Source organism: Bacteroides xylanisolvens XB1A (assembly GCF_000210075.1).
Lineage (GTDB): Bacteria > Bacteroidota > Bacteroidia > Bacteroidales > Bacteroidaceae > Bacteroides > Bacteroides xylanisolvens.
On record NC_021017.1, the window covers coordinates 2,074,831 to 2,086,718 of the forward strand.

Annotated in this window: 14 protein-coding genes; 11 read left to right on the top strand and 3 right to left on the bottom strand. The window is 38.8% G+C overall.

The annotated features are described in order from the left end of the window. The first annotated feature begins 9 nt into the window (after positions 1–9). The 5 genes from BXY_RS08485 to BXY_RS08505 all read left to right on the top strand — a co-directional run bounded on the left by BXY_RS08485 (position 10) and on the right by BXY_RS08505 (position 3,593). On the top strand, positions 10–336 hold the full coding sequence (locus BXY_RS08485; RefSeq protein ID WP_009040202.1) for a hypothetical protein: 327 nt from the start codon (positions 10–12) through the stop codon (positions 334–336). A gap of 142 nt (positions 337–478) precedes the next feature. After that, entirely contained in the window at positions 479–1,297 is an 819-nt protein-coding gene (locus BXY_RS08490; protein ID WP_004315020.1) for a DUF5106 domain-containing protein, read from the top strand. Between the two features lie 384 nt (positions 1,298–1,681). Continuing rightward, positions 1,682–2,200 (top strand): HU family DNA-binding protein, encoded by a 519-nt coding sequence (locus BXY_RS08495; protein ID WP_004310610.1) that lies wholly within the window; start codon positions 1,682–1,684, stop codon positions 2,198–2,200. A gap of 85 nt (positions 2,201–2,285) precedes the next feature. Further along, complete coding sequence (locus BXY_RS08500) at positions 2,286–2,636, top strand: hypothetical protein (RefSeq protein WP_004296148.1); 351 nt, start codon at positions 2,286–2,288, stop codon at positions 2,634–2,636. A 30-nt stretch (positions 2,637–2,666) separates the two neighbouring features. After that, on the top strand, positions 2,667–3,593 hold the full coding sequence (locus BXY_RS08505) for an N-acetylmuramoyl-L-alanine amidase (protein WP_015531687.1): 927 nt from the start codon (positions 2,667–2,669) through the stop codon (positions 3,591–3,593). A 179-nt stretch (positions 3,594–3,772) separates the two neighbouring features. Here BXY_RS08505 and BXY_RS08510 read toward each other — a convergent pair whose 3' ends face one another. Together BXY_RS08510 and BXY_RS08515 are read right to left on the bottom strand one after the other, a co-directional pair. Continuing rightward, a complete protein-coding gene (locus tag BXY_RS08510) occupies positions 3,773–4,003 on the bottom strand; it encodes a DUF1905 domain-containing protein (RefSeq protein ID WP_316927968.1) in 231 nt (76 codons plus the stop codon). A 164-nt stretch (positions 4,004–4,167) separates the two neighbouring features. Beyond that, positions 4,168–6,231, bottom strand: coding sequence for a HelD family protein (locus BXY_RS08515; protein WP_015531689.1), 2,064 nt, complete (start codon positions 6,229–6,231; stop codon positions 4,168–4,170). A 138-nt stretch (positions 6,232–6,369) separates the two neighbouring features. On the opposite strand from BXY_RS08515, the gene BXY_RS08520 reads away from it, so the two are divergent. Further along, the gene (locus tag BXY_RS08520; RefSeq protein WP_008645051.1) at positions 6,370–6,954 is read left to right on the top strand and encodes a hypothetical protein; all 585 of its coding nucleotides are present in this window, start codon (positions 6,370–6,372) and stop codon (positions 6,952–6,954) included. Positions 6,955–6,993: 39 nt separating this feature from the next. Here BXY_RS08520 and BXY_RS08525 read toward each other — a convergent pair whose 3' ends face one another. Further along, on the bottom strand, positions 6,994–7,761 hold the full coding sequence (locus BXY_RS08525; RefSeq protein WP_074707321.1) for a LuxR C-terminal-related transcriptional regulator: 768 nt from the start codon (positions 7,759–7,761) through the stop codon (positions 6,994–6,996). A 331-nt stretch (positions 7,762–8,092) separates the two neighbouring features. Between BXY_RS08525 and BXY_RS08530 the strand changes: the two genes are divergently transcribed. From BXY_RS08530 to BXY_RS08550, 5 genes are all read left to right on the top strand, one after another. Then, the gene (locus BXY_RS08530) at positions 8,093–8,392 is read left to right on the top strand and encodes an RNA recognition motif domain-containing protein (protein WP_004315028.1); all 300 of its coding nucleotides are present in this window, start codon (positions 8,093–8,095) and stop codon (positions 8,390–8,392) included. Positions 8,393–8,748: 356 nt separating this feature from the next. Beyond that, positions 8,749–9,822 (top strand): NAD(P)H-dependent flavin oxidoreductase, encoded by a 1,074-nt coding sequence (locus BXY_RS08535; protein ID WP_015531691.1) that lies wholly within the window; start codon positions 8,749–8,751, stop codon positions 9,820–9,822. A gap of 94 nt (positions 9,823–9,916) precedes the next feature. Beyond that, positions 9,917–11,041, top strand: coding sequence for a DEAD/DEAH box helicase (locus tag BXY_RS08540; RefSeq protein ID WP_015531692.1), 1,125 nt, complete (start codon positions 9,917–9,919; stop codon positions 11,039–11,041). Positions 11,042–11,100: 59 nt separating this feature from the next. Beyond that, entirely contained in the window at positions 11,101–11,586 is a 486-nt protein-coding gene (locus tag BXY_RS08545; RefSeq protein WP_008026293.1) for a cold-shock protein, read from the top strand. 55 nt (positions 11,587–11,641) lie between these two features. Further along, complete coding sequence (locus tag BXY_RS08550) at positions 11,642–11,848, top strand: hypothetical protein (protein WP_008026295.1); 207 nt, start codon at positions 11,642–11,644, stop codon at positions 11,846–11,848. Positions 11,849–11,888: the final 40 nt, after the last annotated feature.

Here is an 11,888-nt window from a genome sequence, read left to right on the forward strand (position 1 = left end):
GATATGAGGATGAATATATTAAACGATATTTTGGAAAAAGAAGGTGATAATCGAGGCTCTGTTTATTTGTATTGTCTAGAGGATTCATGGAAAGCATTCGGATATTCTGCTTTTTATCTGTCTTTACTTTATCCGGGGATTAAAATCGTGAAATATGATAATCCGGATATTATATGTTTTTGTATGTGTATATCGGATGATTGTCTGATGGAAATATTCGAGATGAGCCGGATATATGTCGGGAATGAATGTATAGAGATGAAAGTGCCGGAAAGGATTTGCGGTGGAGAAAACGAGTATGTCAAATGGTGTAATGAATTGTGCTTGAACTTGTAGAATTATGAATAAACGAAGATTAAGGTTATTACACCTTTTAAGATTGGTAATCCATCAGAAATATATAAGACTTCTTTATATTACTTTAGGCGTGTTTTTACTTTTATGTACTTGTTCTGCCAATTCTGGTGAATCAAATGCTATGGCAAAGCAACAAAAAGACAGCATACTGATAGAGCGCTTTTGGGATACGTATGATTTTACAGATACTATCCGGTTAAGCAGCTCTGCCACTACAGAAAGGATGTTGGTGGATTATCTTTCTCAATTGTCGGAACTGACAGAGGAAAGGGCTTGTGAAAATATCAGGAGATTGGTGTTGAAGACTAAAGTTAATAAGGTGGTAAACCGTTGGTTTCTACAACGGTTGGAGCATCATCTATATGAACCTGATTCGTCACTACGGAATGATAGTTATTATATTTCAGTATTGGAGGAAGTATTAACATCCGGACATTTAGATGGAATGATGCGTATACGTCCCTTGTATCAATTGAAAATGCTTAAAAAGAACCGGATAGGGATAAAAGCTGCTGATTTTACTTTCATTCTTTCTACGGGAGAATTTCAAAAACTATGGGATATTTCCGCTAAATATACATTATTGCTGTTTTATGATCCGGATTGTATTTATTGTCGGCAATCAATGATGGAACTGTCTGAATCATCGGTAATAAATTCCTTCTTGCAACATAGTGGACTATCCCTATCGCAACTTGCTCTTGTTACGATTTGTACAGAAGGTGAAATGGATGCGTGGAAAGAATATCAGCAGTCTCTTCCTTCTGTGTGGATAAACGGTTATGATGTCAGGAAGGTGTTGACTGAAAAAGAACTATATTTTTTGCGTTCTCTTCCTTCGATATATTTGTTGGGAGAGGACAAGCAAGTATTATTGAAAGAGCCCTCTTCTATAGGTGAAGTTACCAGTTATTTATTAAATAAGTATGATGATATATAATAGTGGCATAGGAAAAATGGAATCATGACTTTTCCGCTGCCTGTGAAGGTAGCCTATTGTTTGTTTTGTTTGTGTGTGCATCTTTTTCCCGGTGGGGAAGAAGGTGCACTTTTTTATTATGATATTTATTAGTTTGAATATATTTGTTTATTTATTATTCTCCCCCAGGTATTGATTTTGTCGCTTTTTTCTGCTTTTCGTCGTTTTCTTGTCGTTTATTTAGTTCCTCTATGTGTGGCTGTATGTGTCTGAAATGCTTTTTAGTACTTTTCTGATGAGGCTGTTTGGTGTCGTTTCATCTCCGTGGAAGATGCTGCATCTTTGCATCGTTAACGTTAGCGAAGTGATAATTAAAACAGTATTCATTAAAAAAAGAAAAGTAGTATGGCTATTAGATTTAGAAGGGTGTCTCGCCTGTGTGACCCTACAAATAAAGAAGCAGGAAAGAAAGTGTATCCGGTGATTTCTTATCAGTATGATACGAGTGCAACGTTGGATGAGTTTGCAAAGGAGATTGCGTCTGCTTCCGGTGTCAGCGAGGGTGAAACGATTAGTGTATTGAAGGATTTCCGTACGTTATTGAGAAAGACATTGCTGGGTGGTCGTTCGGTGAATATCGCCGGTCTGGGATATTTTTACCTTTCTGCTCAAAGCAAAGGGACGGAGAAGGCGGAAGATTTTACAATCGCTAATATTTCAGGGCTTCGTATTTGTTTTCGTGCCAACTCGGACATTCGTCTGTTTACCGGGACGACTACCCGTTCGGATGGATTGAAGTTCAAGGATTTGGATCATATTAATGATTCGGGTAGCATTGGTGACGGTTCTGATGATGGAGGTGAAACTCCGGATCCGGATGGTGGTTCGGGTGGTAATGGTGAAGCACCGGATCCGGCAGCTTGATTCATAGATCGTTGAGAACTGTCTGGTTTGTATGGAATGGGGCTTCGGCCTCATTCTTTCTTTATAACTACGTAAAAATATAAATATGCAAATAACTACAATCCTTGCTTTTATTACCGCTATGGGTGGTTTGGAAGCTGTGAAATGGTTAGTGAGGTATATCACTTGCCGTAAGACGGATGCACGGAAAGAGGAAGCGTCCGTGAACAGTATGGAAGAAGAAAATCGCCGTAAAAAGGTGGACTGGCTGGAAGAACGGCTGACTCAACGTGACGAGAAGATAGACGGGCTTTATATTGAACTTCGCAAGGAGCAGGAAGAGAAGATTGACTGGATACATAAATGTCATGAAGTGGAGTTGATACAGAAGGAGTCGGAAGTGAAGAAGTGTGAGATTAGAGGGTGCGTGAAGCGTATGCCACCTTCGGATTATTAACTGGTGCGTTTGAACTAATAATGAATTATCATGAGAAATATAGATTCTATCATAGTACATTGTTCGGCTACGAAAGCCGGGCAGGATTTTACTGCTGCGGATATTGACTGTTGGCACCGGGAACGTGGGTTCAACGGTATCGGGTATCACTATGTGGTCCGTTTGGATGGGAAATTGGAAAAGGGGCGGGATGTTTCTCTGGCCGGTGCTCATTGTAAAGGTTGGAATGAGCGGAGTGTCGGGATATGTTATATCGGTGGATTGGATGCGAACGGGCGTCCGGCAGATACCCGAACGAATGCTCAAAAACGGGTGCTTTATCAGATTATTATGGATTTGCAGCGGGAATATAATATTCTCCAAGTGTTGGGACATCGGGATACTTCACCGGATTTGAATGGTGACGGAGTGATTGAACCTTATGAATATGTGAAGGTTTGTCCCTGTTTTGATGTGAAGGAGTTTTTGAGGAGTGGGAGGGAGTTACTGTTTGTGTTGTTGGTGGCTTTGGTTGTGCCTGTATTGCTGTCGGGATGTAGGAGTAAGAAAGAGGTGATAAATAGGGAGAGTGAAGTTAGGGTTGATTCAAGTTTAAATAGTAGCTCCGGGAAAAGTCTTGTTAAAAATAAGGTTGCTTCAGAAAAGGATTCGGAGGTGGTAGAAGAGCATATCGAACAGGTGGTGTTTGTGTTTCCTGTTGATACGCTTGGATTGAAGGCTGGGATGATGGTGAAGACTGTGGTGGATAGGAAAAACGTTAATGAAAAACAACTTCTTCAAGAAGTGAATTCACAGTCTGTGAGTTTGTCGGATATGAGTTCTAAGACAGAGATTCATAAAACGGGAGTTGAGAAAACTACTAATAGGATAATCGGAAGTGGGTATTGGTACGGGATTATTTTGCTGGTTTTAGTTATTGTGTGTTGGATTTATAGATCGATGAAAAAGGCTATCTGATTCCTTATCAGGCAGACGGGAGTGAATTAGTAAAAGTAGGGGTAGAATTCAGTGCGGAAAAAAGAAATATAGACCGATGGCTGTACTAATCGATAACCATGTTGCTAAAGAATTTATAGAGCCGTTTGAGATTGTTCAAGCGGCTCTTGTTTTGCGGGTAGTTCTTCTTATCGTTTGTTTTAAATCCAAATCACAATCTCTATTTCTTTATCAGTTGTGATCTTTTCCTTTTTTCTGATTTCCGCTTTGAGAGGAAGTAAATAAGTATCAAGTTTGGTGTCAAACCAGATTGCGGTTTCCCATTGGGTATTGCCGATTTTGGCCGTCATCTTCAACCGTCCCCAGCCTTCCTCTAAGAATCCGAGATTCTCTCTTATTTCTTTGGACATCTCTTTCGGCAGGCAGGCTATGTGTCAACCGCCCGTTCCAACGGTCGATGAGTAGTTCCAAACTTTTGTGGTAAACTCGTATTTTATTCCCTTATTTTCTATTGTACAAAAATAGAAAATAATAGGAGATTAGCTATAATTTTTTCTTTTAATTAATTTTCGATGTTTGTTTGAATACACATCTATTATAGGAATTGGCAACTGGGCAAAGTGGTAGAATAAGTCAAAGTTAACTTGTGCATAGCCCTTGTGGTTGCCACATAAAGCATACTTTTATCAATATTGGAATGATAGTTCTTGTCATTTGTTTGCGGAATGATTACTTCGTCAAATTCCAGTCCTTTCGCCATATGGGCGGAAGTGATGATAATCCCTTTCACATAAGCAGAACTTTGATTTGACAAAAGTGAGATGTCGTTTGCATATATCTGGAGTTTTTGAACAAGTTCTTTTGCTTGGGATTCTGTTTTGCAGATGATCCCTAATGAGGTATAATGGGAGTTCCTGAAGGAGTTTACTAAATCCGCAATACCTTGGATCTCTTCTTCTGTACTTTTGAATGGAAGAATCTTGGGGTGTTCTCCATGTCTCATAATCGGTTCTAATTCATTGTTCGATTGAATTTTTTGTGCAAAACTGGTAATCTCAAAAGTAGAACGATAGCTTTTGCAAAGTTTCATTATTTCTCCTGTTACAAATGCTTTTTGAATCATACCGGCAGTGGAAGATCCATAAGGATTGACGGATTGGGAAGCGTCTCCAAGAATTGTTTTTCGACACGGATAAAGTTTTTGAATCACTTTGTATTGTATGGGAGAATAGTCTTGCATTTCGTCTATCAGAAGATGTTTGACATAAGATTGGGCGTTGTTCCCATCTAATGCGATATGCAGATAAGCCAAAGGAGCTAAGTCCGCATACTCCAGTATGCGATTTTTGCGTGTCTTGAACATCTCCGGTTTTCCGATCCATTCAAAAAAGTCTTTATAGATTTGGAGATCGTTATTGCCCGCGAACATCTTTTTTATCTCTTTCTTTAGTTGGTTTTTCTCCGGAGTGCTAACTGTGAGATTATATTGTAGTTGCATCATCTCCAGAATGTAATCTGTCATAGTCTCAAATCGTTGACGTATGGGATAGCGGTGGAATCGTTTGAACTGTTCGTTAATAAATTCGGCAGGAACGGTGATGTATTTGGTGAGTTTTACGTCTGTTGCTTTGAAATAGTTGTTTTCCATGTAAAGGATGAATTTGTCAAGTAGTGATATAAACTCGAAGGAGGCTTTGTATTGTATTCGTTCGATAAAGTCGGGTGTCGGGTTTTCTAATAGTTCCGTCACTTGGTCGAAGAAATTCTGGTGTTTATATTTGTTGTCAATTACATCCGACAGAATTTGCTCCATGCTGGTTTCGGGAACGGTCTCTTCGCCAAGTTCCGGAAGTACATTAGAAATGTAATCGGCAAATACTTTATTGGGGGAGATGATTAATATGTCTTTGGAAGAAATCTGTCCTTTCTGTGCATAAAGCAGGTAGGCAATACGATGGAGCGCGATAGAGGTTTTTCCTGAACCGGCAACACCTTGTATAATGAGTACAGAAGCGTTTTCATTACGGATGATCTGATTCTGCTCCCTCTGAATTGTCGTGACGATGTTTTTCATTTTGTTGTCGGCATTGGAACATAGTTCTTTTTGCAGAATATCGTCATGAACAGTTACGGAACTTTCAATCATGTACTCCATTTTTCCTTTGCGAATACGATATTGGCGTTTGAGTGAGATCGCCCCGTTAATTTTGCCTGCCGGAGAGGAGTAGAACGCCTCGCCTAATTCATGATCGTAGAACATGCTTGAAATAGGAGCTCGCCAATCGTAAATCAGATTCTTTTTTTGATTGAGGTCATAGAAAGTATGTATTCCTATATAGATTGGACTAACTTGGCTTTTGTCTTTCTTTTCCTGAAAGTCGATTCGTCCGAAATAGGGGATATCCAGTATTTTGCTTAGTCGCCTGCGTTTGTCAATTACATTTTCACCTAATGCAAAATGATTTAAGATGCTTTCTCGCATGGAACGGATTTCGTGGGGATCGATATCCTTGTTCGACCATAGATAATCCTTGTATTCCTGCAGGGTGTCTATATGCTCTTTGACGGAAGTACTGGTGGTGTTAATCGTATCATGGATGGTGGTTATGACTTGCTGTAAATACTCTTTTTCCTGTTTCTCTGTTTGATTGAATATCATAATCTCTTTTTAGTTGTATGATGAAGAATTGAAATTGCGGACAAAGTTAGCTCAACCCATTAAGGGATTAAATAGTTATTTATAGCTATATATGTATCCTTTTTCCTATTTTTGCATACTTACTTAATAAGGAAAAAGATGAATATTCTTGAATTGGCAAAACGTAACCAGCAGAAAGCTTGGGAGATTATAGAGGATACCCGTATTGTTCGGATATGGGAGGGGATTGGTGCCAAAGTGAATCTGGTAGGTTCGTTGCGTACAGGATTATTGATGAAACATCGGGATATTGATTTTCATATTTATACTTCTCCTTTGGATTTGTCTGTCAGCTTTCGGGCGATGGCTGAATTGGCGGAAAATACGTCCGTAAAGAAGATTGAATATACGAATTTATTACATACAGCAGAAGCGTGTATAGAGTGGCATGCATGGTATAAGGATATGGAAGGAGAACTCTGGCAAATGGATATGATTCATATCCAAGAAGGCTCTCGTTATGATGGCTATTTTGAAAGGGTGGCCGAACGCATTTCTGCGGTATTGACAGATGAAATGAGACTGGCTATCCTGAAATTAAAATACGAAACGCCTGATACGGAAAAGATTATGGGAGTGGAGTATTATCAAGCTGTGATTCAGGATGGTGTACGTAGTTATCCGGAATTTGAGGAATGGAGAAGATTGCATCCGGTGGTGGGTGTGGTGGAATGGATGCCCTAGCCAGATTGGATCACAGTGCGGGGAGAAAGATTGCATGTATTAACTTAGCAATCCACTCTCTTGTCCTAAACGAATGGCTTCAATGGAATTCTGTACACCTAACTTCCGTAACAAATTTTGTCGATGAATATTAACTGTATGAATGCTGATGCATAATTTGTCTGCGATTTCTTTACTTAACAGGCCTTTTTGAATAAGACGTAATACTTCTATTTCCCGATTAGTAAGATTGGTAGAAGGCATTAACGATAGGGAAGGAGAAAATATTTCTCCATTCTTTAGATTCAGGACGGTACAATCTACGGTTTCAGAGGCTTTTTGGTCGGGTGATATGTCCATGTTTCCTATGATAAGCCATGCTTTACCGTTGCGGTCCTGTTCCAATACCTGATGTCTGCTGGCGACACGTATGTACTGTTGTTTCGCATTAAGCATACGAAAACTGTAAATGTTAGAATAGCTATTCCGTTGCTCAAAAGGCAGGCTATAGATGAATTGGCTTAGTGTGACCTGTAATGCCGCCAGTTGTGCGCGATCATCGGGATGGATGCGCGATTCCAGATAATCACCCTGTCTTTCTAATGTTTCTATCTTGTGGCTGTCGTATCCCAGTAAATCAACAAAATTCGGAGAGGCGTAAGCATATTTGCATTTATAAACATCGACAACAAATGTACAGTTACGGCCCATTTTCGAGAGTTGATGAAGCATGGATTTATCCCGCTCCCATACAGCATAGTCAATGTCGGTAGCAGATAGATGCTGCTTTGCCCACATTTCTTCTCTAGTTGTAGTGTTTAGTTTCATTCTCGGATATATTTGTTGGGTGTATCTTAATAATTGTTCTGGAACAAAAATAGATATATTATGGGAAATGGTCAAGAATGAATGAGAGAATTGCTAATTGTGACTGTTTTGTGTGATTGACATGCTAACAAATGATAATAATTGAGCTTCTATTGAAAAATATAGAATAAAAACATAGTTATCTAATTTATTGTGTTACCTTTGTTCCCAGAGTTTGAGTTACGAATCATTATTGTGTAGTTCTTCTTTTTAATATATTATTAGTAAGTAGTCCTCTTCTGTAATTATCCTCCTCACTCCAAAATAGTATTTATTTTAATAAAATTTTTAGATGAACATTTACATTTCAGGTTTAAGCTATGGCACAACTGATGCCGACTTAACAAATTTATTTGCAGAGTTTGGAGAAGTTTCTTCAGCCAAAGTTATTTTTGATAGAGAAACTGGTAGATCCAGAGGATTTGCTTTCGTAGAAATGACGAACGATGGAGAAGGACAAAAAGCAATTGATGAACTGAATGGAGTTGAATACGACCAGAAGGTTATTTCAGTAAGCGTTGCACGCCCTCGTACTGAAAGACCGTCAAACGGTGGAGGCCGTGGTGGTTATAATAACTCTAGAAGATATTAATATCCGAATGAAAGCAGAAGATTCTGTCTTCTGCTTTCATTTAAAAGCTGTTTCCGTTTCATGATTCAACGGGGGAATCTCTACTGAATAGAGAAGACGAAAAATCATTTTACATTTAAGTTCTGCTAATTCTGGCTCTTCTATGCAAAATTAGGAATTTCTAATCCTGTACTTTCCATTCTGAAAATAGATTTATTAGGCTTTTTTGTAATACAATACTCTTGAAATAGCCAAGGGCATATAGTTTAATAAATTATCCAACAAGGTAAATCATTCGTGACAGAACCAAATATTGAGCACTTGAATAAAGTATGCTCACTTCTATTTGTCTGTTTTGCCAATACAAAATAAAACATATGAAATCGTTCTTTATAGGAAATATTGAAATTAAAACACCTGTTATACAAGGTGGAATGGGAGTAGGAATCTCACTGTCCGGTCTGGCATCAGCAGTTGCAAATGAAGGCGGAGTAGGCGTTATATCATGTGCGGGTTTAGGATTGTTATATCCCAAGGGAAAAGGCTCTTATCTGGAGAAATGTATAAGTGGACTGAGAGAAGAAATTCACAAGGCACGTACAAAAACAGAAGGTATTATTGGCGTAAACGTAATGGTTGCTTTATCTAATTATGCCGATATGGTGCGTACTGCGATTGAGGAAAAGATAGATGTGGTATTTTCAGGTGCGGGACTTCCGCTTGATCTGCCGTCATATTTGACCCCGGAAAGTGTAACCAAGTTAGTTCCTATTGTATCTTCTTTAAGAGCTGCCAAGGTTATTTGTGACAAGTGGCAAAAAAACTATAACTATCTGCCCGATGCAATTGTGGTGGAAGGGCCTAAAGCCGGTGGGCATTTAGGATTTAAAAAAGAACAAATACAGGATCAGCATTATGCTCTGGAAGCATTGATTCCGGAAGTGGTGATGATTGCATCCAGTTATAAAGAACAAAAGCAGATTCCGGTGATTGCTGCTGGTGGAATTTCGACAGGTGAGGATATAGCGCATTTTATGGAATTGGGAGCTTCCGGTGTGCAAATGGGGAGTATTTTTGTTACCACCCTTGAATGTGATGCTTCAGAAACATTCAAAGAAGTATATATTCATTCCAAGTCCGAAGATGTTCTTATTATAGAAAGTCCTGTCGGGATGCCGGGAAGGGCTATTGATGGAGAATTTATTCACAATGTGAATAATGGTTTGGAGAGGCCTAAAAGTTGCTCATTCCATTGTATAAAGACATGTGATTATACAAAAAGTCCTTATTGCATTATTAAGGCTCTATATAATGCAGCCAGAGGAAATATGAAAAAAGGCTATGCATTTGCTGGTAGCAATGCCTTTCTCGCAGAAAAAATCAGTAGCGTAAAAGAAGTAATGGCTACACTGGAGCGCGAGTTTTTTTTAGCAACCCACAGACTGGCTTAATGATTGAAACTCTGCTTTTTCATGATTGAAATTGTCCGGGTTTCCCACTATATATAAAACTAATCGCTGTTTGAGTACAGCAAAAATAACATTTATGACATTTAAAGAATTAAATATAACCGAACCGATATTAAAAGCAATTGGAGAAAAAGGATATACAGTACCAACTCCCATTCAGGAAAAAGCGATTCCGCCTGCACTGGCAAAAAGAGATATATTAGGCTGTGCGCAAACCGGTACCGGAAAGACGGCTTCATTTGCTATTCCTATCATACAGCATTTGCAACTGGATAAAGAGGCTGCCAGACGTCAGGGAATTAAAGCCTTGATATTGACGCCCACACGTGAGCTTGCCTTGCAAATCAGTGAATGTATTGACGATTATTCAAAACATACTCGTATTCGCCATGGAGTAATCTTTGGTGGTGTAAATCAACGCCCGCAGGTTGATCTGTTGCGTAAAGGTATTGATATTCTGGTCGCTACTCCGGGACGTTTGCTTGACCTGATGAGTCAGGGACATATACATTTGGACACTATCCAATATTTTGTATTGGATGAGGCTGACCGTATGCTTGATATGGGATTTATCCATGATATTAAGCGGATATTGCCGAAACTTCCAAAAGAAAAGCAGACTTTGTTTTTCTCGGCAACAATGCCTGATTCTATTATCTCCTTGACTAAGTCTCTGCTGAAGAATCCGGTGAAGATTTACATAACACCGAAATCGTCTACTGTAGATTCTATCAAGCAGGTGGTGTATTTCGTTGAAAAGAAGGAGAAAAGCCAGTTGCTTATTTCGATCTTGTCGAAGGCAGAAGATCAGTCAGTACTTATCTTCTCACGTACGAAACACAATGCTGATAAGATTGTGAAGATTCTGGGTAAGGCTGGAATTGGCAGCCAAGCTATTCATGGGAATAAGAGCCAGGCAGCAAGACAGTCTGCATTGGGCAACTTTAAATCGGGAAAAACTCGGGTGATGGTTGCCACTGACATTGCTTCCAGGGGGATCGATATTAACGAATTACCTTTGGTTATCAACTATGATCTTCCGGATGTTCCCGAAACCTATGTGCACCGTATTGGGCGTACAGGAAGAGCAGGGAATATGGGAACTGCACTTACGTTCTGTTCGCAGGAAGAACGTAAACTAGTGAATGATATTCAAAAGTTAACCGGTAAGAAACTCAATAAGGCTGATTTCACTATTTGAAAGTAAGCACTTACATTATTTATTCATTAAAAATATAGTATAAACTAAATATTATTTCTATGGCAAAATCCATGACAGTAGGTAAACGTGAAAATGAAAAGAAAAGAATCGCTAAGCGCGAAGAAAAATTAAAGAAGAAAGAAAATAAGAAATTATCGGGCAGCTCAAACAGCTTTGAAGATATGATTGCTTATGTTGATGAGAACGGGAGAATAACCTCAACTCCTCCGACAGAGAATGTCAGAAAAGAAGAGATCAACCCGGATGAAATAGTTATAGCAACTCCTAAAAAAGAGGATGAAGAGCCAACTATTTTGAGAGGACGGGTTGAGTTTTTTAATGAGTCAAGAGGATTTGGTTTTATTAAAGATCTTTCCGGCGTTGAGAAGTACTTTTTTCATGTAAACAATGTCGTTGGTAATATTGCAGAAAATAATATCGTAACATTTGATCTTGAACGTGGAGTGAAAGGGATGAATGCAGTCAATATCTCGTTGGAAAACAAATCTAAGCCGGAAAATTTAGCTCAAACAGAATCTGTATAAGAAGATCTGCATTCTGCTTGTGTATAACAAAAAACAAAAAATAATAATTTGAGATATGAAAAAAGGTAATATAATGCGTGATGTTATTTCATCCAGTCAGTTTACTGCAAACGTGATCAAGGAGTACAAAAAAGGTCTGGGAGATGTAGTGCTGGTAGCAATAACTCCGCGGACTACCATTGAACTTCCTGCACATTTGACTCAAGCAGAAATAGATGCTCGTATAGAGATTTATAAAAAACTACATAGCTCCAAAGTATAGGTGCTTGTAGATGCAAAAAGTAAGGTAATAAAAACCCTTG